Below are 22,329 nucleotides of genomic sequence, written 5' to 3' on the forward strand. Positions count from 1 at the left end.
AGAATAACCTTTAATTTAGTTATGGTTACGTACAATGGTATATTTTGCGCTTTTTGTTGATATGAAATCATGGCATCGGCTTTAATCCTTCCCAGCGTACCTTCCATTTTCCATCTTTGGGTATCCCCGGCGTAATGTTGCCGGCGTGGTCGAATCCGGCACACATCATGGCGGCGGCGGCCAAAATTCCTCCATTGCCTGGCAGATATATACGCAGTCTTTCGTCCTGGTAATTATGACCGTTTGGCAAATAAGTATTGGTTTTGATATCCATCATCAGCGCGTCCATGGCTTTGTCTGGTCTGTTCAGGCGGGTGGCTGTCATGGCAACCATCGGGAAGTCCCATCCCCAGGTATCATGCCACTGCCATACATCCCATATTTTATCAAAAGTTTTCTGCATCATGGGGATGTTCAGACCTTTTGTAACCGGTAACATTCCCAACGCGCAAAGCACAGCAGGGTGGTCGGTGAGGTAAATGGGGTTGGTGTAGGAATCCGGGGCACTTTCGGCAGCGAGGTAAATGCCGTTAGCCTGCGGAAGCGGAGCCAGCTTATTCAATACATCATCCCATTTTTCGTTGCGCGACAGGCGTGACCGTACACGCCACTCCTGTGCCGTTGTGAGTGCCCAACGCCAATAGGCAAGTTCGAAAGTCGGGTTGAAAGTGTCTTCTGGTTTGAAACGCTCCTGCGCGGGAATCAATCCTTTTCCTAAAATATACCGACCCGTTTTAGGATCAAGGTAAGCATAGGAAGCCATAAAATCGGCGGTAGCAAAAACCAGATTTTTGTATTTTTCAATGGTCGCCTTATTTTTCCGGTCGCGGTAACAAAGTTCTGCAAAATAAATAAAATGCGGCTGTTGCCAGATCAGAAATGCGCCCACATTCGATGGGGCTTCTTTTCCTTCCGGGTCGGTCATCTTTTGCCAGCGTACCCCTTCAAATCCCTGGCGTTTGGCTATGATGCGTGCTTCATTTTCAACCCTGGCATACCAGTTCAGGCTTTTTTCTAACAAGTCGATCCGGCCCCACAACGCATAATGCACACCATGCCACCAGTGCATTTCCAGGTGTGGTTTTCCGTACCAACTATTGTAAGTCAGACCGGTTTCCTGTGGAGGCATAGACCCTGCGCACTGAATTCTCGTTAAATATTGTGAAAGTATCAGCCTTCTTTCCAGTTCTGCGGCACGCGGGTCTGTGCTTCCCTGAAAGTCGATGGCACCGCCGCTAAGCCAGAATTTTTGCCAGTGCCCGATACTGCTGGTTTGTGTCGCGATAAAGTCAATCGGTTTCTCAGTTGTGTTTTGAGCGATGAATTCGGCGGATAACTCAAAGGTATTGGTCGTTTGCGGTTCGGGAGCAATAACAAAATAGTGCGGTTCTTTTTCGGTAATGCTGCCAGCTGTTTTCCATCCCAGGCGGACAAAGTAATTTGTGGAGTCGAGCTGGTGCTGTAAAGTGGAACCAGCCGTGTTTTGGATTACTATTTTTGAATTGTGTTTTTCCGGGGTTTTCCAGTTGTTTCCGGCATCAGCAAATTCATTTGTAGGGTAGGGGAAATGAACCCGGAACTTGATCTGCCCGGTTTTCAGCAAAGCCGAATTAACTTTTACCGCTATCGCGTCCTTATCCGCGTGTCCGTAGGTAATCACTTCGACGGGCAGACCTTCCAGTAGAAATTTGCTTTTGATTTCGCCTGTCCAGAGATCAAGTTGCTGACTTATATTGGTGATATCGCTGATGGTTGCCGGTGTCCCGTCTTTTTTAGTCAGCTCAAATCCAAGATTTCCCAGTTGCAGACGGTGTGGATTTTGGCGAAGAAAATTTACGACTTTCCGGCTCCGCTCGGGAGATGATGCCGGCAGCTGGATCGCGTAAGGAATTTTCCTGCCGTTGGCCTCGTATTCTTTGATACTTTCTTCAATCTTGTAATTTTCCGTGTTGGGATAACGATGCCATCCCCATTCCGACTGTGTACCCAGCGGAACTCCCCTGGCATAAACATCCGGGAAAGTTTGCAAACCCGTAATGTCCGTTGTGAACGTAAAAGCACCATTGCCAACCGAAAGCGAAGCCAGCGTATCCACTTTTGAAATGATTACATTGTGTCTTTTTACAAGTGCCTGCCGGTTAATTTTTGCTGTTTGCGCGAAAATTGTTGTCTGGGAAACGAGAAAATATAGGAAGCTAATTGAAAGCAAAATCTGGGTTCGTTTCATTTGTAATGAAGTTAAAGTGATTTTTGCTTAGAAGAGAAGCGGTCAAAACTTATACTGGCAGATTTGTCATTTGTTTTGTGGGGGAGCCAGAGCAGTGCTGACACCGATTTGTAATCGTGGTTGTATGAGATTGCGTTTTCAACGCGTTACTTGATGTTATTTTTTTGGCTTGCGTTATAAACGCTAAGCCATATCCACCCCGATTCCAAATCGGGGTGGATATGGTATGAGCTGTTGATTAAGATATACAGAAAGCGTAACGATTTTGAAAATGAACAACGAATTCTTCGCCATTCGATAAGTTTCTTTACTGATCTAAGGGAATCACAGAAACAATATGTTATTTCCCTTGCTAGAGAGTGTAATATGGAGTCTGCGGCCCTGGAGTTTATCGAGGCTGGGAAGAAGATACATTATTATGGCGGGGCTTTTGTCTTATTTGATGCACTACACATTATTCAGAACTGGGAAAACCGGTACTATTTTTTTTAATACAACTGTCATTGATGAAAAAAATATTATACTCTAAGGGCCTTAGAATAGATGCTTCTAAGCCATATGAAAGTCTTTATAGTTCATTGTATGACATCAAAAGAGACTTGATACTTTTTGATCAAGTTGTTTTTCCTGAACTTGATTATGTTTGCAAAGAAATGTATAATAGTTTTCACAGAAAGTATCCAATAGATACAAAAATCGTTATTAGAGAATTAGAAAAACTTCAAGAAAGTGATCTAGTCAAAGATTATAAACTGTCTCAAAACGAATTGTCAGAAGAAACTATAAAAGCTTTATTTAAAGACGAGTTAAGTGAAATGATATTTATGGGCGGGCTGCATGTAATTATGGAGCTTGAAAACCGATATAATTTTCAAATTAACAATAGAGAAGAAATTCTTAAAGATGTTGATATAAATGAATTTGAAAAGGAAAAATGGTTAAAATTAAGTAGTATTGAGGAGGTTAGGTCGACGCTTATTACAAGAATAATTGAGACACAACAAGAATTTGATATAATAGACTCAAAACCAGCAATAATCAGAGAATTAAATAAGGATGGTAGTGCCATTCCGATCGATAAACACAATGCTTTTTCTTATCTACTTAAGGATCTACCCTTTCCTTCTACTCAGGTTACGTGGGAAGAAATAGTTGAGTTTAAGCAAAATGAGGATAACCAATTACGTTTAAGACGACTAAGGAAGTGGCTAAAGAAATCACTTGAGGAGAATGTAAATGCAGAAACATTAGCCGATGAATATAGTGATCTTAAATTGGAATTTAATGACTCCATGAAACTGCATAAAATGAAAACACAAAATGGATCACTGAATATTTATATTAAAGCAGGACAAGCTATATGGGGTTTGTTGAGTGGGAATTTTGAAAAATTGGTAGAGTTGTTAGGAGATGAGAAAATTGGAATTAACCGTAGATATTTGGAATTAAGGGAGGCAGAAAATCAATCAGATGGAAAGGAAATAGCTTATAATTTTTTTGCGAATGAAAAATTTAGAGTTTAAAATAAAAATTATAATGCTCTGGTATAAATTACTGAAAAACTGTCAAAGGATTGGCGTATATAATTTAACATTTCCATTTATTCTAGGGGCTTATCGATTAAAAGATTCCAACTTTTCTTTTGAAAATTTAATTGATGAAATCCATGATTCTGAATTACCTGATCAAAAAAAATTAGTGGTTAGGGTGCAAATGTGTCCCATTCTTGAACAGTATGTTATAGGGCTTACCGACAGTTATGGTTTATCTAAATAAGTCCGTTAACTAACGCAATTTCTAAATGTCCGATTTATTACAGTGAATCTGGCAAAAGTTTAGGCAGAACGTACAATGAAGTCTTGGATAAATTAAACGAGTTATATCATAACTTATTAGAAAAAGAGCAATATTCATATAACGAGACAACCAAGTCATGGACTCCATATAAAGACGGAGAAATTGAGCTAATTGAATTCTCTATGTATGACATTTAGGCATGTTAGTAAAGGGACTATATAACTTCCTTTTTATTTTAGCAACAACAGGAAACTCGAAAGTAGTATTGTAATAATCAAACCTTTCGAGATAGTGAAATCAGCGTGATAGTATCTACAAAAACTCATTGTTCATTTCAAAAAGCCTTTTTAAATGAACCAAAGTTGAATATTTATTTACTACAAATTGCTTTCCTTTTAAAAATAGAATTTTTGATGTAAGAGGAAATTCAAAATCAAGAATGGCATTAATAACAACTAAATCACCATCATTTTTTTTACAGGCAGTGTTCCAAAGTTTCTCTAAGGACACTTTTTTCTTCCGAATTGCTGCCATTGTCGAATTTATTTCGAGAATTTCATTCAAATATTTTTCTGTTGCTTCATGACAAAGTAAGAATTCAAAGCCTTCCATTTCACCGACAAGGCAAAAAAAATCGAGTCCCGAGGCGGAAATCATCATAATCCCTCCTTTTTTGTGACTATTACCAATTATTAAACCTCCTTTTCTCCCATCAAGAATAATGTTTGCTTTTGATAATTCATTGAATTGTTCGATTGTTATGAGGGTTTCCATTTTAATTTCCATTGATTTTTACCATAAATATTAAGATAGTTATTTCTTGAATTTTTTCATCGAGATTAACGCTACTTTAAAAGTTTTTGATATACGCATATACTTTTAAAACTCTCTAAACTAGGGTTTTGAGCAACCGACTAAAATTGTCAATTATTCAAAACCCTGCTGACACCGATTTATAATCGTGGTTGTATGAGATTGCGTTTTCAACGCGTTACCTGATGTTATTTTTTGGTTTGCGTTACAAACGCTAAACCATATTCGCCCCGATTGCAAATCGGGGCGAGGAGTTTAAATACGTTTTAAAATTTCCAGACAGGCTCTGGCATTATGATAAGGACATTTCCAGAAGCCGATTTTATCTTCCTGCATTTTTGAATAATCTTCATAAACACCCCAGAACCATTCGCCTTTTCCTTTATCCAGTAAATGTTGCTGAACAAATATCCAAAGACCCGTGACTTTTTCCAGGTATCGGTTATCGTTACTGATTTGATACGCATTTAAATAGCCAACCATACCTTCGGCGGATACCCACCATTCCCTGTGCGTGTCCGCGTGGTGGGTTTCCGGATTATATTCATGGATCAGACTTCCGTCAGGCATAAATCCTCTGGCGGCGGCATCGGCCATGCGCAGTGCGATATCTTCCCATTTTTTTATCAGATCCCGATCATGTAAAACCTCCGCTGCTTCGTGTAACAGCCAGGTGGCTTCGATATCATGTCCATAGGAAATGGCTTTGGATTGACTTTCCCACTTCCCGTTGAAGAACAATTTCATGTGGAAAGTCTCCGGATCAATAATATGTTTCTCAAAAACTTCGAGTAAATGACGGATTTTTGAAGCAACCCGCTGCTCAGGCCAGATCCGGTAGAGGTTCACATAAGCCTCAATGATATGCAAATGTGTGTTCATGATCTTGGGATCGTTCCGGTCTTTTTCGCTTAACCGCAAATCGGCCATCGGTTGCCAATTTTCGCCGAAAGCTTCCCAGTAACCGCCATCTTCGCGATCGTAGCTGTATTTTTCTATCAGCTCAAAAAGGGAAATGGCAAAATCCAGGACTTCCTGTTTTTGGTTATTCTGGTAAAACTCGCTTAAACCGTAAATCGTGAAAGCCAGTCCGTAAATCTGTTTTCTGGTATTGAGCGGTTTTCCCGCTGCGTCCACGGACCAGTAAACCCCGCCGTTTTTCAGATCATGGAAATGAGTTTGAATATAATTGTAAGCACGTTCGGCCAGGAGGTAGTGAACCGGATTTTTGAATTTATTGAAGGCTGCCGCGAAAGTCCATAAGATGCGTGCATTCAATACGCACCCTTTTTCGGCTTCGTGGTGAACGATTCCCTGGCTGTCAATTCTGCCAACGAAACCGCCCAGGGTAATGTCAACCGCATGCGTTACCCAGAAATCCAGGATCGAGTCCAGCTCGTTGGCGATCTCCGATTTGAAATGTGCCTGTTTTTCTAACATTATACAACAGCGGTATGACCGGCACGGGTCAGGTTTTTGTTGATCAAACCTGTTAAAGTATCCACCGAAGCTGTCGAGCGGAAACCATCAGCCGGTGTGTTAACGACATAGTCCAATAACTGTGTTAATGACGTTGTGGCAACGTGCAGACGGGTGTCGGATGAGGCATAATAAATAAAGACAGTTCCGTCTTCATCCAGAATCCATCCGTTTGAGAAAGTCACATTCGACACATCCCCGATGCGTTCTTCTCCCTCGGGGGCTATGAAATAACCACCGGGTTTGTAAATCACCTTGGTAAGATCGTGCAAATCCGTCATGAACATGTACAATACATAACGTAATCCGGCTGCGGTGTTTCGAACGCCATGCGCAAGGTGCAGCCAGCCTTTTTCTGTTTTGACAGGAGCAGGTCCCTGTCCGTTTTTGACTTCGTAAACGGTGTGATAGTGTTTCTGGTCTACGATGAATTCCTTTTCAACAACGGCGTTATCAATCGTTTCGGAATAACCGAAACCGATGCCGCCGCCGGAACCTGCTTCAATAAACCCATCCTGTGGACGTGTGTAAAAAGCATATTTCCCGTCAACAAACTCCGGATGTAAAACCACGTTGCGCTGCTGCGGGGAAGGTGTAACCAGATCTGCCAGGCGAACCCATGTTTTGAGGTCTGTGGTACGGGCAATGCCGCATTGTGCGATGGCGGAAGATTCGTCGCCCGGTCTGGCATTCGGATCCTTACGTTCGGTACAGAAAAGTCCGTAGATAAATCCGTCCTCATGTTTGGTCAGACGCATATCATAAACATTTCCATCGGGTTCTCCGGTTTCGGGCATCACGATCGGATGATCCCAGAATTTGAAGTTATCCACTCCGTTTGGACTTTCCGCAACGGCGAAAAACGACTTTCGGTCTGATCCTTCCACACGGGCCACGACAAGATATTTGCCATCATGTTTGATCGCGCCGGCATTGAATGCGGCATTGATCTCGAAACGTTTCATAAGAAACGGATTGGTATCCGGATTAAGGTCATATTCCCAGAAAATAGGTGCGTGAGCAGCCGTCAGGACAGGGTGGGTATAACGGTCATAAATTCCGTTTCCCGGCCACACGGCCTGATTTTTTCGTTCAATTAGTGAGATATGTTCTTCCCGAAGTTGCGTTAGTCTTGTGTTGAAAACTGACATAATGATTCAATATTTTCGATGAGATACAAAAAGTTATTTCTGAAATACTAAGCCGTGGGCAGCTTGTTGTACCAGGTTTTCCATAGGATAATGACGCACAGGCCAAGTACCGCAGCAGTTATGCCGATTTGAAGAGGCATCATCAGAACCACGAAGACTGGTAGTGCGGTGATGGAAGTTTGCCCAATCGTGCCGATAAACACGTTGAACATATCCATTTTGAAATTGTGGTTAGCAGTGAAATTGGGGTCTTCTTTTACTACCTCGTCGTGAATAGGCCCCCAGAAACCCCAGGGCTTAACGTTCTTGTAAAATTTCTTCAAAACTTCTTTGTCCGTGGCAGGTGTCAGGAGTGAACCAACGACAGAGCCCAATCCGGATAAAGCCAGAATGACGGGGAAGTAATAAAGCGGTACGGTATCGGTGAAAATGTATGGCAAAAGCATAGCCGAGAGGATTCCGGCCAGCATTCCCCAGAAAAACCCATTGCTGTTGAATCTCCACCAATGCCATTTCAAAACATTGGAGGCGATATATCCGCCATATAAAGCCGATACGATCCATTGCAGAATGCTGTTCACATCTTTTGCAAAAAAACCGAGCAGAATGCTGATGCTAACCACGACCAGTCCGGTCAGATAGTTCATCTTTTTAATCTGTTTGTTGCTGGCGTTGGGATTAAATGATTTCAGATAAATATCATTGACCATATAGGCCTGGGCGGCATTGAAGGTTCCTGCAAAAGTTCCCATAAAGGCACCCATCAGACCCACCAGTACAAGGCCCAGCAATCCCGACGGGATGTAAGCATTGAGTACCGCCGGAAGGATCCGCTCAAAATCCTGGCCGTTTGGGGATGCAATGTTGATGTCTTTATAAAAAAGCAAACCAAGAACGGCGATCCCGATGATCAGCAGGTAACGTGTCGGCAACAGCACCACATTCACAATCATGCTCATCAGCGCTGCTTCACGCGGCGACTTTGTTGAAAGGATTTTTTGCATGTCATAATTGGGCGCCGGTCCGGCCAGGCTTGAAAGGATTCCCTTGGCCGTCATCAAGGCGAAGAAATAGCCGAACGGCGAGAAACCGTCTGCTTTAATTTTATCATTCACTTCGCCGATATATCCTGTCCAGTCCAGGTTAAGATCCTTCCCGAAAAACAGATCTGTCCAACCAGTCGGAACTGGCAGACTTCCATGGTCAGCCAGGGCGTGCATGGCTATAACGGCAATGGCGACGGAGACAAAAACCATGATGATATAGTGGATCAGATCGGCCCAGACGATACTTTTCATTCCGCCCAAAAGGGAATAAAAAACGGTAAACAGCGTGAAAATGATCCCATAGGTATGCGCTACATATTCAGGAGCCAGCGCTAACGGGACATAAGGCTGCACCAGGGGCCAGGGAATAAATATTTCGATGAATTTTCCTAACCCGATAAATCCGTACGCCATAAAACCCAGGCAGCTCAGCAAAGCAAATGCAATGATGATCTTGTGTGAAAGCTGGGCATCGCCTTTGTTTCCGAAGCGTGTCAGCATCCATTCGGCACCGGTTGAAACATTGGATCTGCGCAGCCACACCGACAAATAAACCATCAGGAAAATCTGGTTGAACACCGGCCATAACCAGGGAAGCCAGATACTCTTTACGCCATACACAAACATGATCGCGACCATCCATGCTGTTCCGGAAATATCGAACATACCCGAGGCGTTAGAAACGCCCAGCATCCAGTAAGGCATTGATTTTCCACCGAGCAGGTAATCATTTTTACTCCGTTCGGCCTGCTTTTTTAGTACCAGTCCTATAACGGTAACCAGCACCAGATAGGCAATGATGACCAGGAAATCGACGAGTTGAATTTTCATGTAGTCAAGGGTTAAATAGGCTTTTATCTTTTAGCCGGCCTGCCATATAAATTTTCACTGGCGACTTTTTTCTCCAGTAAAATAGTGCCGGACTGCTGTAATTTTTTAAAATCCGAAACGGTATTGTTCCCTTCAAAAGGAGCATAATAATGATCCGGGCGGCCATTGCGCCAAACCAGAACATAACTCAAGCCGGAGTTTTTGATGATCGGCTGGATGATTTTTGTCCACCAGTCGGCTTCCGTTAATTGTTCAAGGCCGGTTTCTGTAATGGCAAAGGGTTTACCGCTTGCTTTTCCAAGGTCACGAATGGTGCCCACCATGCGCGTGGCATTAGCAATAAAAGCAGAATCGCTCTTCGGAGGATTTCTGTGGTAGGTGTCAAAACCCAGGATATCGACCAGATTGTCTCCCGGATAACGTTCCAGATAATGTTCCTTGTTTTTAAAGTTGTCGGTAGAATAGGCGATCAGCAGGTTGTGCACCTTTCTTGTTTTTTGCAGATAATCGACCGTGAATTTCCAGAACTGTTTATATTCTTCCGGCGTACAATGGTCAGCTCCCCACCAGAACCAGCTGCCGGTATGCTCGTGGTATGGGCGGAAAATTACCGGGATAAGTTCGCCTTTTGAACCTTTCAGGGAAAGGAAAAAATCGGCCAGTTTGTCGAGTGTCTTTTCAAAACGCTTTTTGTTCTTTTCATCAGACATAATTTTTCTGATGGTAAATTCTTCCTTGTCCCAGGTTGTTTTTGAAAAATTGACGGGATTGTTCGGATGCCAGCTGATGGTGTTAACACCGCCGCGTTCGTAATTTATTCTGATATCCTCTTTAATTCTTGAAAACGGGACACCGTCGAGATTGTTTACACTGTCGAGCTCGATATGCCCAAGATCGTAACCTACAATTGCCGGGTGTTCCCCTGTAATAGTCTTGATGTCTGAACGATCCTTATCTCCAATCCATCTGCTTTTGTCTGCGTTCAAACCATAAGCCAGGGCATCCTGCTGGCCGAACATGACGCCTTTTTCAGCGCTGCGTTTAAGGCCTGCGTAAAGATTTTTGGTGGCTCGTGTGGCACCCGGATCAATTTGCGCAATGGAAATACCAGTAGCAAGTAAGACGATTGCCAGTGACTGAAAGAATGGAAATGATGATTGGCTTGAAGACATATTACTGACTGATTTGAGTAGAACGGCCGCAGGGACCAGATATTCTTGTTTTTAAAGGCTGAATGTAAAACAATTTAATTAAAATGAATTGAGGATGTAAATTCTGGATGAAGGTTAAAGAATTTAGCTCCATAGAAGCGTACTGTTTATAGAAAAATCCCAGGTTATTCATTTTAATGACTCCGTAGGAGTCGCCTATTTCTAAATAAGAATACAGGCGACTCTTACGGAGTCAATATTACTGGGACACTTGTTTTTCTATAAACAGGATACTGTGTCGATGCTGTTTACAGCAATTAATTAGATCAGTATCCCGGATTTTGTGGTAAACCCCATGTTTGTACCTCGTTCAAAGGAATTGGTAAAACAGGAATCGGGTTGACAGAACCGGCAATTGAACGCTGCTGCGCACGGGTTTTTGTTTCACCCGAAAGCGAGTTGATATAAGTTCCTGTGCGGATCTGATCCCACAAACGAAGTGATTCCATACCCAGCTCAACACGGCGCTCGTGCAAAATGGCATCGATCAACGCTGTACCGGTTACAGAACCTGCAATGTCAGGAAGCGCTGTTGCAGGGATATTGGTAGGGTCGTACGTTGTACCACCTACTTTTGAACCCAGCGGCAATGTTGACTTACGTGCTCTTGCACGGATTTCGTTCAATGCAGCACGTGCCGTAGTTTCGTCACCGGTTTTCGCTGCTGCTTCTGCTTTCATGAGCAATATTTCAGCATAACGCATTCTGCGGATGTTCTGGCCAGAGGCAGATGCCTGCGCAGGCTGGACGATCGCTGCTTTACGGTTAAGGTAACCCGTCATGTTTTCAGCAGGGAATGCAACAGTTTGTCTGACACCAAACAGAATATCTCCGTTTCCGTAAACGGTCATCGCTTTACGCGGATCGTTTGCTTCGAAAGCGTTTACGAGGTTGGTGGTAGGGTTATTGAAGCCCCATCCCCAGGTTGCACGGTTGTTCTGGATCACATTATTGGTAACACCCGTTTTGATAGGGCCCCATGTCTGACCTGATTCTTTTGCCTGAATTTCGAAAAGTGATTCAGTATTGTTTTCACTTACCTCATCAAAAATAGCCGCAAAATTAGCCGTCAAACCGTATTGTCCCGACTGGCTGATTGCATTGGTCAGATCAAGAACCTGTTTCCATGTATGATTGTTGGTGTTGTCCATCCCCAGCTGGTACATAATGGCGCGGGCAAGATAACCACGTGCAGCCCCTTTGGTAGCACGTCCAAGATCGGCAGCACTGTACTGATTTTTCTCAGGCAACATGGTAATCGCCTGTTCAAGATCCTTCTCGATGAAGGCATAAGTTTCCGGTAAGGTAGCACGTTTTGCAGTTGAGTATTCGCTTGTTTTTACCGGCTCCGAAAACAACGGCATCCCTCCGAAAAGGCGAACCAGATAGAAGTAATAATAGGCGCGAAGGAAATGTGCTTCTCCCGCAACACGCGTTTTCAAAGCATTGCTGATCGGTGCGCTTTCGATGTTTTTCAAAACCCAGTTGGCGCGGTATACTCCGATCCAAAGATTTCCCCAAACACCAACAACGGGTGTATTGGTTGGTAATGCTCTCCATTCTTTCAGATACTGGATATCGAGGAAGTCACTTGGCGTACTTCCTTTTTCAGCATCGTCAGACAACACGTCTCCCCACATCCACTCGTAGTTATGTGGCAGGTAATTGCCAAGCCCGTCGTTTCCTTCGTCATAAGACGAAACGTCATAAACGGCGTTAATGGCCAGAAGCGTATTGGTGGAATCAGAGAAATAATTCGTATCGGTTTCACGCCCCAGTGGTTCTTTATCCAGGAAATCACTGCAACCCTGCAACAGCATAAAGGCTGTTATCAAAAGTGCCGGAAAACTATATTTTTTCATTTTTAGAAATATTTAATAGGGATTAGCTTGGAGCGGCTGACATCCCGTTTTGTCAGGTGCCAGCTGCTTTAAGTTTTGTTAAAAGTTTACGCTTACTCCGATTCTTCCTACGCGAGGCTGTGGATAAGCACCCAGGTCAACACCGAAGTTCAATGGATTGTTGTTGAATTCACCAATCTCAGGATCCATTCCTTTGTATTTTGTGAAAGTCAGCAAGTTGTCCGCTGCGATATAAACTCTGATGTTGCTGATGTGGAACTTCTCCATCACACCTTTTGGCAATGTGTAGCCCAACGTAAGGTTACGCAGGCGCATGTAATTGCCGCTGCTTACAAAACGATCGCTGAACTGGTCGTTGTTGTTGGGGTTAAGCTGCGTCATACGAGGCTGATCCGTGTTTGGGTTTTCAGGTGTCCAGCGATCCATACGGCTTGATATCGAATTGAACATTCCGTTGGCGTTGTTCATCCAGTGTCCCAGACCATTTACAAGCTGAACACCCGTTACACCCTGCAGGAAGAAACTTAGATCGAAACCTTTGTAACCAAGGCTCGCATTAAATCCGTAAGAGAGATTTGGCGTGGCGCTTCCAAGATAAGTGCGGTCATTGTTATCAATAACGCCGTCATTGTTTAAGTCAACAAACTTCACATCACCCGGTTTTGCATTTGGCTGAATTGCTTTTCCTTCTTTGGTATAAGCATCAAGATCGGCCTGCGTTCTGAAAATTCCGTCCGTTTTCAATCCGTAGAATACCGCGATTTCACGGCCTACTTCTGTACGTGTAGTCTGTCCAAGACCTGTTACATCACCGCCGGCGATGGGCTCGCCGCCACCCAGGTTAACCACTTTGTTCGTGATTTTGCTTACGTTAAATCCAATATCATACGTAAAACCTTTGATCTGGTTTTTGTAACCGATCGCGAGTTCAATACCCTTGTTGCTCATGCTACCTGCGTTTACATACGGAGGGCCAACACCTGCAAATACAGGGATCGGAACACGAACGATCATGTTTTTGGTATCCTTGATGAAATAATCAGCAGTCAATGTCAAACGGTTGTTGAAAAATCCTGCATCCACACCAAAGTTTGAGCTTGTCGTGGTTTCCCATTTCAGATCCGGGTTGCTAGCCGTTGTAGGGGCAAATCCCTGAACCGCCTGGTCGCCGAAAACGTACATGTTGTTACCCGTAACCGTAGTTGCGTAACCATAGTTTGCAGCACTGTTCTGGTTTCCAACCTGTCCCCAGCCCGCGCGTAATTTCAACTGACTGATAGCAGGAATGCTTTTGATAAATGATTCTTCGGCAAGGTTATAACCGGCAGCGAAAGACGGGAAAGTTCCCCAGCGGTTGGCCGGAAGGAAACGTGAAGAACCGTCTCTGCGAAGTGTTGCCGTTAAGAGTAATTTCTCGTTGAAATTATAGTTCAAACGACCAAAGTACGACTGCAACGATTCATCGGACTGTGTAGCTTCAACCAGATAGTCCGTGCCTTTTGTTGCTGTCAGATACCATTGTGATTTGTCATTTGGTACATCAAGAACTGTCAGGAACATATCGCTGTATGTTGTGCGCTGTGCTTCAAAACCAGCCATCGCGGTGAAGCTGTGTTTGCCAAATGTTTTGGCATAAGTCAGGTAATTGGTCCAAACCCAGCCCAATTGCTCGCCTCTTCCTTCACGCAACGTGCTGTGCTGGCGCTGATCGTCATTGGCCAGATAGTATTGTGGCAAATATCTTTTGGCATGTGTAGTTTTCCAGTTTACACCAAATTGTGTACGGAAATTCAAACCAGGAATAATTTTCGCATCCAGGAAGAAGTTGGAGTTAACCAGCGTTTCGTAAGCTTTGTTGTTTTTGTATTCATCCACAATACGCAACGGATTATAAGCACCACCTTCTGGCACCGGGCGGGTTCCGTAAAAATTAGTAACCGGATCCCACGCTTTCGCCAATGGAGAAACTGTCAATGCACTGGTCAAAATACCACCGTACTGGCTTCCTACATATTGGGTTTTATCGGTGTTGGCGTACGCTGCTGAAATTCCTGCGTCAAGCCATTTTGTTACATAAAAGTCGTTGTTGAAACGCAGGAAAAGCTTTTTAAGCGGAGAGTTTTTGACAATCCCATCCTGTCCGAAATAAGTACCTGTCAGACTGTAACGGTGTTTGTCGTTACCACCCATGATGTTCAGGCTGTAATTTTGAACCGAACCTGTTTGCATTACTTCGTCCTGCCAGTTGGTTCCTTTGTCCGTGCCGTTTTTGAAGGTATTCAGTGTCTGGTATAACTTCTCGTTGGTTGGAAGTACGGTCCCGTCATTGCTGTATGATTCCAGACGTAAAGTTGCATATTGACTTGCATTCAAAACATCTACCGTGTTCCATGTCTTCTGAACACCGGCATAAGTGTCAAATGAAATTTTAGGTGCTCCGCTTTTTCCTCTTTTGGTTGTGATCAGGATAACACCATTTGCACCACGTGAACCATAGATGGCTGTGGCCGATGCATCTTTCAAAATTTCCATCGAAGCGATGTCGCCTGGCGCTAAAAAGCTGATGTCGCTGGTTTGGAAACCATCAACAACATATAAAGGATCACTGTTGTTGATCGTGCCGACACCACGGATACGCACGCGCACTGCTGCGCCCGGCTCACCCGACTGACTAACAATATTAACACCAGGAACCCGTCCCTGAATAGCCTGTAATGGATTCGATGTTGCGATTTTTGTGATAGCTTCTGCTTTTACTGAGGCAACTGCGCCGGTGATATCACTTTTCTTGGTCGTACCATATCCAACCACCACCACTTCGTCCAATGCACGTTCGTCTGATACCATGGTTATTGTGAAGGTTGTTTTTCCTCCGATTTCAACTTCCAGTGATTTCATTCCAACCGAGCTCAAAACCAAAGTTTTTGCGTCTGCCGGAATACCCAAAGTAAACTTTCCTTCCACGTCTGTGGTGGTACCAATGGTTGTACCTTTAATTACCACACCTACACCAGGTAGTCCTTCCCCTTTTTGATCTGAGACCGTCCCGCTTATATTTTGGTTCTGGGCTACCGCCATCAGGCAGCTTACCAAAAACAAAGAGACGGTCATAAGTAATCTTTGAAACATGCTTATGACTCGTTTATCGTTTATGATTTTTAATACAAATTAATAGACTTTTTTGATCGATACTATAATACTATTTTATCTATTCATTGAAGTATTAAAACTTTTTTCAACTAATTTTTGATACAAAAATCACAATATGTATTGCTATTGTATTATTCTAATGAATTTAATTGCACTATACTTATATTTCATGTGTTGAAAATAAAAGTAACTATGATAATATTAAATATGGTACTATTATATCTTTTTTTGAAGTTTAATATCTTATTTGTATGGTGTTAATGTGTGATTTTAACACTTTTGCAGGCGTGGTTTTGTGCCGGAATTTTGTCCGGATGTCTCAGAGTAAGAATGATTTACGGGGATGACCGGAGTATGGGGAAATCACTTTTTGTTAACCGGAATTAGTTGGTGGGATTTGGATTTTTAAGAATTTTGGTGTCAAGTATTTTCATGGGCAGGTGCAGGACTTTTTGAAATATTGAAAACTGCGTTCTGTAAAGCACAAAAAAAATGGGCGACATTGCTGCCGCCCATTTTCAATCATGTATGTTTTACTAAACTTTCAAAGTCCAGCCAAAGATATCTTCTGTTTTACCGGTACGGATTTCAGTAAGATAATCTTTTACCTTGTTTACGAAAGAATCAGCTTTCAATTCAGGTAACGCATAATCCACACCTTCATAGGCGATGGTTGCAAATGGAGATACTACAACCGCAGTTCCGGCTCCGAATGCAGATTCCAGGCGGCCTTCTTTAAGCGCTTCGATGATTTCTTTAACAGAAATTCTGCGTTCTTCAACCGGGATGTTCCAGTGCTGTGCAATGGCTACGATACTTTTACGGGTAATACCGTCCAGGGTCGTATCCGATACAAAAGGTGTCACCAGTTTTCCATCGATTACGAACATTACGTTCATCGTTCCCGATTCTTCGATGTAAGCGTGCTCACGAGCGTCTGTCCAGATCAACTGGTCATAACCTTGTTCCTGAGCCAGTTTTGCAGGGTATAATGAACCGGCGTAGTTACCAGCACATTTTGTTCCGCCCACTCCGCCTTCCGCAGCACGGATGAAATGGGTTTCAACTTTAACTCTCGGAGGTTTGGCGTAGTACGTGCCAACCGGACAGGTAAAGATGATAAAAGTATACGTATCAGATGGTTTTACGCCAATGTAAGCATCCGTCGAGAACATATACGGACGGATATACAATGAACATCCTTCCTGAGAAGGTACCCATGCTGAATCCAGACGCAACAGTTCTGTTAACCCACCCATGAACACTTCTTCCGGAATGGTTGGCATGCAAAGGCGCTCAGCTGATTTATTAAAACGTTTCCAGTTGTCAATCGCACGGAAAAGGAGTGTATCGCCTTCATCGCTTTTGTAGGCTTTCATTCCTTCAAAAATGGCCTGTCCGTAGTGCAAAGCAGCAGTAGCCGGGCTTAGTGACAGGTCGCCATAAGGGACGATCCGTGAATTTTGCCACTGGCCGTCACGGTATTCGGCAATAAACATGTGGTCGGCGATGTTCCGGCCAAAAACAAGGTTGTTAAAATCAACCTCTTTCAAACGTGAATTTCCCGTTTGCTGGATCTCTATTTGCAATGTATCGGCAGTCATAAGGCCTGAAATTTATGCTGAATATTAAGTACGCTTTTATTTCTCGTTTTAGTCCCGCAATTTAATTAAATTATCAATAAAACGAAGATATTTAGTATAACAATTATTTTTTTGAAGATACCCTCGGTTTCCACGTAACTTCCTCAATTCCCAGTTCATAAGTCATGGCGCGGCACAGCATAAAAAGGTAATCTGACAGGCGATTCAGATATTTCACGACGCTGTCCTCTACTTCTTCCTGTGTTTGCAAATGGATCACCCCTCTTTCGGCACGCCGGCAGACGGTGCGGGCAATATGTCCGAAGGAAACAGACTGGTGGCCGCCAGGCAGGACGAAGGCGCGTAAAGCCGGAACGATCGCATCAATTTCATCCATGGAAGTTTCCAGCAGTCTGATATCTTCTTCCGATAAATCGGGCAGGATTTTTTTCGTTTGTTCCGGTTCGGATGCCAGATGGGATCCAATGGTAAACAGCCGGTCCTGAATTTCTTTCAGCAGATCACGACGCTTTTCGTTTACGGGCTGATCACGAAGCAAACCAATGTAGCTGTTAAGCTCGTCTACGGTTCCGTACGCTTCAATGCGGATATGTGCTTTGCTGAGGCGTGTTCCGCCAATCAATGACGTGGTGCCTTTATCGCCGGTTTTGGTATATATTTTCATAGAAGTGTAATTTAAATGAAGGATGGCAGCTGTCTGTGTGACCTGGATTCGCCTCCAAATCCCTCGAAAAGTACTACAATTATTACGCTGACCTGCGGCTTTTGTCAGGTAAATTTCACCGATTTCAATAAGCGGCAAGATTAATTAATTTATATACTCTTTGTCTGATTAGGTTTTGGGAAGTCTCCAACCTAATTTTGCACCCAAATTATGGCGAAAATAGAAAAGATAAGGAGGATTGTTATTTCATGAAAATTGCGACATTTAGTATAAAAATATGGCGTTGGTTCTCAATGCTGATGGTAATCGGTGCTTTGGTTTGGACTTATTCGGTTTTTCCTGAGCAGATTGCAGTTGATTTTGCCAAGTCGGGTTTGGCGGAGGTTTATGTAAATAAAGAGCATTTGTTCTATATTATCATGGCTCTTTTTATCCTGAACAATGTTGTGCTTACTGCGTTTGCAAGGCAAATTCCCAAAATTGATGCCTCAAATTTTCCGATACCAAAAAGAAAAATCTGGGCTGAACACCGGGCGGCTTTAAACGAGCATCTGATCAACTGGCTCTACTGTGTGGTAGCGTCTATTAATACGGTGATCGGTTTTAGTCTTTTAGCTTTGGCAACGATTAACAGCGATCAGTACAAACTGGATGTTTTTGATTTTGCCTGGGTGTTTTATCTTGGTCTTGGCCTGATGATATTGGTTTTCCTGCTTCCGCTGCGTTTATTCTGGACGCCGGTACCGGAAGAAGAAGATACTTATTAGGATTGTCATGGAAAGCAACTGGCTGGAAAAAGCAGAATCTCTGCGTATAGAATCATTCGATTATGATTTGCCGGACGAAAAGATTGCGCGTTATCCGCTGGATCCGCGTGATAGTTCGAAGCTTTTGATCTATGATCAGGGCAATATTAAGCATCAGAAATTTTCGGATTTAACCGGGAATTTGCCTGAAAATACACTGCTTGTATTTAATGACACCAAGGTTATCCCGGCGAGAGCTTACTTTCAAAAGGAAACCGGTGCCACCATTGAAATTCTTCTGCTGCATCCGGAGCTGCCGACCCGCATTATCAACGATGCCATGCTGGTTCGTGATTCCTGTGTCTGGGAATGTATGATCGGGAATAAAAAGCGGTTCAAGATTACGGATACGCTGACGACGGCTCTGATCGTAAAAGGAATTTCAGTAAAGTTGCAGGTAGCTTACGGTGACTATGAGAAAAATCACGTGAAATTCTGGTGGGATCAGGACATTCCGTTTCTGGATATCGTGCAGGCACTGGGTGAAATTCCTTTGCCTCCTTACCTGAAACGTGATACCGAAGAGCAGGATAAGCAAACGTATCAGACCGTATATGCCCGTCAGAATGGAGCGGTTGCAGCGCCAACGGCCGGGTTACATTTTACGGATACCGTTTTTAAAGCCCTGGCTGATAAAGGAATCAGACGATCCTTCCTGACCCTCCATGTGGGTGCGGGTACCTTTCAGCCCATTAAGGCAAGCTCTGTGACGCAGCACAAAATGCATGCGGAACAGGTGGTATATTCCCGGGAGCTGATCAAAGAATTACTGAAAAATACAGAAAGTATCGTGCCGGTCGGGACCACTTCCCTGCGTTCCCTGGAAAGCCTGTACTGGTATGGCGTGAAATTGTTTCGTGCCGAAACTACGCTCTTTAATATTGAAAAGCTTTATCCATATCCTTTTGCACCCGATGAACTGCCTTCGGCTGAGGAATCGTTACGGGCCATTATCGCCTATATGGATTCAGAAAATCTGGATGAGATTGTCGGGGAAACGGAGATTTTTATTTTTCCCGGTTATAAATTCAGACTTTGCAAAGGTTTGGTGACCAATTATCATCAGCCGGGCTCCACGCTGATTTTGCTGGTAGCGGCTTTGGTAGGCGAGGACTGGAAAAAGATTTACAAGGAGGCGATGGATCGCGGCTACCGTTTTCTGAGTTATGGCGATAGCTCGTTGTTATGGAAAAATGACTTTTAAAGGCCCTTCTCAGGGCCTTTTGCTTTTGGCCTGCTTTTGCTGTAATTTGTCATGTGATTTTTGACAAACACCATGGAACAGGCACAAATAGCTGAGCGTAAGTACACCGTTTCCGAATTTCTTGAAATGGAAGAGAAAAGCGAGATTCGTCATGAATTCTATGACGGGGAGATCTTTGCTATGGCGGGAACTACGATGAATCACAATGATATCGTGGATAACGTTCGGACCTTTCTAAAAGGTATATTTCGTCCTAAGGGATGTCGGGTCTTCGCCGAAAATATAAAAGTCGAAGCAATTGAAAACTTTTATTATCCGTATCCGGATGTTATTGTGACCTGCGCGCCGGAAGATGTTAACGGTACTTATATTGTTCGGAATCCAAGCATACTGGTGGAGGTTTTATCCAAATCCTCTGCAAATTATGACCGTGGGGTCAAACTAAGAAGTTATCGGGAAATTGCATCGCTTCAATATTATGTGCTTGTGGCTCAATATGAGTGTTATATAGAGCTTTACTCCCGAACTGACCAGGAAGGTATCTGGACTTATCAGTCTTTTGACAAACCGGAAACCGTGATTTCTTTTGATAAACTCGATTTTGCAATACCGGTTTCAGCTGTTTATGAAGGTATTGTGTTTTTGGAAGAGGAAAAACCGGAATTTTGAAAGCTGGCTACCGGCTTCCCACCTTGATTATCTTCACTTAATACCAATCACCTCACTTAATACCGAAACCCCGTTTTCGTTAAAAGACTCAATCGCAAAGAAATAAGGCACGCCGACATTTAAAGCACGAAGTTCGAAAGTGTCCGGTTCGTCGTTCCAGAACTGATAGGTTTGGTATAATTTGTCCGGTGCAATGCCCCAAAGAATGTTATAGCCAACTGCGCCTGCCACTTTCTCCCAGGTTAAATCGACATTACGTTGATCTTTCTGGCGTATGGCCGTAAATTTCTTTGGTGTGATCGGTGCTTTTTCAAAACCGTTGCCAAAAATCCTGAATTCGCTGATGGCCAGAATTGGCGATGCCACGTGCACATGCTCATAACGTACGTATCTCGCCCTGACTGGTTTTGTAAGCTCAATATAGGCACAAGGGCGGTCGCGTTTGGGTTCATTGGTAAGATCACTGACAAGGGTCCATTTTTTGCCGTCAAGAGATGTCAGAATTTTAAATTGCGTGAAGACTTTTTCAGGGTTATTATCATAAATATTGGATTTGTAGTCGGTGTAATTGACCTGAACTGCCTTTATCTCCTGTTCCTTTTGTAAGTCGATTGTGAGCGTTTCGCCCGGTTTGTTTTGTTTCGCAGCCCAGAAAGTCCGGGGATTTTCATCTGTAATTTTACTAGCCGACATGGTATCCAGTGTCGTGGAAGCGGTAACTGGTTTTTTGTATGACAGAAGCATCCAGCCTGTAAAAAGTTCGTCGCCTTTTCCTGACCACTTCTTAGCTGGCATTTTATGCGGAAAATCGCCAAAACGCGTATTGGCAAACATATGCCCGTCTTTATCAAAACCGGCGGGATGTTGTACAATTCGTCTTTCCATAGCCCAGTTCAAACCGATCCATGACGTGCCTGTGTTCCAGTAATTTCCATGGTTGTCCTGAAAAGTATTGCCGTGACCAGCACCGGTAGCGAACCCGCCCGGTTTGTAAGAAACGGGGTTATAAGGAGCATAGGTGAAAGGACCGAGCGGATCATCGGCAACATAGGTTCCGTTGGCATAAACATTGTATTCCGTGCCGGGAGCACCGTATTGCAGATAATATTTGCCGTTATGCTTGGTCATCCAGGCTCCTTCGGTAAAAGGTTTGAAAGGATCGGAGTGGTTTGGACCAAAACGTTCCCAGCCATGTTCATACTGATTTAGCCAAAACATGGCTTTGTATTCATTCTTGAAGGCCAGTTTTTTGGAATGGTCCAGTTCCGCACCGAAAATCGGATAAACGTTGGAAGAACCCCAGTACATAAACCACCGGTCAGTATCCGGATCGTGAAAAAGCGCGGGGTCCCAGGGACCGATATCCTTTGGCAAACGTGGCGTCCAGCGGTTGTAAAACTCCCAAATTCCCTTTTCGGGTGCGACCGAGTAAAGTATCGGACGCGATTCAAAGGTGGACTGAAATAAAAACAAAGTATCATTAACCGACGCGGCCGCGGGTGCACACATGTCTTCAAAAGGCCAGCGATTAGCCGTAATGTATTTCCAGTTTAACATATCTTTCGAGTGCCAGTAGCCGCCGGAAATTGTTACGAAGAGGAAATATTCGGATTTATGGTTGATGATAACAGGATCAGCACCGGATCGGTACGAAATCTTGTCATTCAATTGTTCAAAATTGTATTTGTAATCGATATCCATCGGGTTGCAATACGTGCTTTGCTGCGCGTAACTGATGTGTAATGTGCAGCACAACAGAGTTATAGTCAAGAGTGAACGAAATATCCGGATCATAGGATGAAGTGTATTTTAATA

At 43.6% G+C, this 22,329-nt stretch carries 16 protein-coding genes; 5 read left to right on the top strand and 11 right to left on the bottom strand.

The annotated features are described in order from the left end of the window. Window positions 1-67 precede the first annotated feature (67 nt). Window positions 68-2,227, bottom strand: coding sequence for a hypothetical protein (locus M1L62_RS12280; protein ID WP_254413331.1), 2,160 nt, complete (start codon window positions 2,225-2,227; stop codon window positions 68-70). A 506-nt stretch (window positions 2,228-2,733) separates the two neighbouring features. On the opposite strand from M1L62_RS12280, the gene M1L62_RS12285 reads away from it, so the two are divergent. Together M1L62_RS12285 and M1L62_RS12290 are read left to right on the top strand one after the other, a co-directional pair. Next, on the top strand, window positions 2,734-3,750 hold the full coding sequence (locus M1L62_RS12285) for a hypothetical protein (protein WP_254413332.1): 1,017 nt from the start codon (window positions 2,734-2,736) through the stop codon (window positions 3,748-3,750). Then, a complete protein-coding gene (locus M1L62_RS12290; protein WP_254413333.1) occupies window positions 3,731-4,003 on the top strand; it encodes a hypothetical protein in 273 nt (90 codons plus the stop codon). The genes M1L62_RS12285 and M1L62_RS12290 overlap by 20 nt, the downstream gene beginning before the upstream one ends. Window positions 4,004-4,336: 333 nt before the next feature. On the opposite strand, the gene M1L62_RS12295 is transcribed toward M1L62_RS12290, so the two are convergent. The 9 genes from M1L62_RS12295 to M1L62_RS12335 all read right to left on the bottom strand — a co-directional run bounded on the left by M1L62_RS12295 (window position 4,337) and on the right by M1L62_RS12335 (window position 17,835). After that, window positions 4,337-4,798: a hypothetical protein gene (locus M1L62_RS12295; protein ID WP_254413334.1), complete on the bottom strand. Its 462-nt coding sequence runs from the start codon at window positions 4,796-4,798 to the stop codon at window positions 4,337-4,339. 294 nt (window positions 4,799-5,092) lie between these two features. Further along, complete coding sequence (locus M1L62_RS12300) at window positions 5,093-6,277, bottom strand: AGE family epimerase/isomerase (RefSeq protein ID WP_254413335.1); 1,185 nt, start codon at window positions 6,275-6,277, stop codon at window positions 5,093-5,095. Beyond that, window positions 6,277-7,467 carry a glycoside hydrolase family 130 protein gene (locus tag M1L62_RS12305; protein ID WP_254413336.1) on the bottom strand — a complete coding sequence of 397 codons (1,191 nt, stop codon included), beginning with the start codon at window positions 7,465-7,467 and terminating at the stop codon, window positions 6,277-6,279. The genes M1L62_RS12300 and M1L62_RS12305 overlap by 1 nt, the downstream gene beginning before the upstream one ends. A gap of 47 nt (window positions 7,468-7,514) precedes the next feature. Continuing rightward, window positions 7,515-9,344, bottom strand: coding sequence for a sodium:solute symporter family protein (locus tag M1L62_RS12310; RefSeq protein WP_254413337.1), 1,830 nt, complete (start codon window positions 9,342-9,344; stop codon window positions 7,515-7,517). A gap of 23 nt (window positions 9,345-9,367) precedes the next feature. Continuing rightward, window positions 9,368-10,516: a glycoside hydrolase family 26 protein gene (locus M1L62_RS12315; protein WP_254413338.1), complete on the bottom strand. Its 1,149-nt coding sequence runs from the start codon at window positions 10,514-10,516 to the stop codon at window positions 9,368-9,370. A gap of 305 nt (window positions 10,517-10,821) precedes the next feature. Further along, the gene (locus M1L62_RS12320) at window positions 10,822-12,417 is read right to left on the bottom strand and encodes a RagB/SusD family nutrient uptake outer membrane protein (RefSeq protein ID WP_254413339.1); all 1,596 of its coding nucleotides are present in this window, start codon (window positions 12,415-12,417) and stop codon (window positions 10,822-10,824) included. A gap of 78 nt (window positions 12,418-12,495) precedes the next feature. Continuing rightward, window positions 12,496-15,546 (bottom strand): SusC/RagA family TonB-linked outer membrane protein, encoded by a 3,051-nt coding sequence (locus M1L62_RS12325; RefSeq protein WP_254413340.1) that lies wholly within the window; start codon window positions 15,544-15,546, stop codon window positions 12,496-12,498. Window positions 15,547-16,103: 557 nt separating this feature from the next. After that, window positions 16,104-17,171, bottom strand: a complete 1,068-nt coding sequence (locus M1L62_RS12330) for a branched-chain amino acid aminotransferase (RefSeq protein WP_254413341.1) — start codon at window positions 17,169-17,171, stop codon at window positions 16,104-16,106. Window positions 17,172-17,274: 103 nt separating this feature from the next. After that, window positions 17,275-17,835: a cob(I)yrinic acid a,c-diamide adenosyltransferase gene (locus M1L62_RS12335; protein WP_254413342.1), complete on the bottom strand. Its 561-nt coding sequence runs from the start codon at window positions 17,833-17,835 to the stop codon at window positions 17,275-17,277. 248 nt (window positions 17,836-18,083) lie between these two features. Between M1L62_RS12335 and M1L62_RS12340 the strand changes: the two genes are divergently transcribed. From M1L62_RS12340 to M1L62_RS12350, 3 genes are all read left to right on the top strand, one after another. Next, window positions 18,084-18,602 carry a hypothetical protein gene (locus M1L62_RS12340; RefSeq protein WP_254413343.1) on the top strand — a complete coding sequence of 173 codons (519 nt, stop codon included), beginning with the start codon at window positions 18,084-18,086 and terminating at the stop codon, window positions 18,600-18,602. A gap of 7 nt (window positions 18,603-18,609) precedes the next feature. After that, window positions 18,610-19,845: an S-adenosylmethionine:tRNA ribosyltransferase-isomerase gene (locus M1L62_RS12345; RefSeq protein ID WP_254413344.1), complete on the top strand. Its 1,236-nt coding sequence runs from the start codon at window positions 18,610-18,612 to the stop codon at window positions 19,843-19,845. A 72-nt stretch (window positions 19,846-19,917) separates the two neighbouring features. Next, entirely contained in the window at window positions 19,918-20,514 is a 597-nt protein-coding gene (locus M1L62_RS12350) for a Uma2 family endonuclease (RefSeq protein ID WP_254413345.1), read from the top strand. 33 nt (window positions 20,515-20,547) lie between these two features. Here the strand turns inward: M1L62_RS12350 and M1L62_RS12355 are convergent, their stop codons facing one another. Beyond that, the gene (locus M1L62_RS12355) at window positions 20,548-22,308 is read right to left on the bottom strand and encodes a discoidin domain-containing protein (RefSeq protein WP_254413346.1); all 1,761 of its coding nucleotides are present in this window, start codon (window positions 22,306-22,308) and stop codon (window positions 20,548-20,550) included. Window positions 22,309-22,329 lie beyond the last annotated feature (21 nt).

The sequence above is a fragment of the Dyadobacter diqingensis genome (genome assembly GCF_024220585.1).
GTDB lineage: Bacteria > Bacteroidota > Bacteroidia > Cytophagales > Spirosomataceae > Dyadobacter > Dyadobacter diqingensis.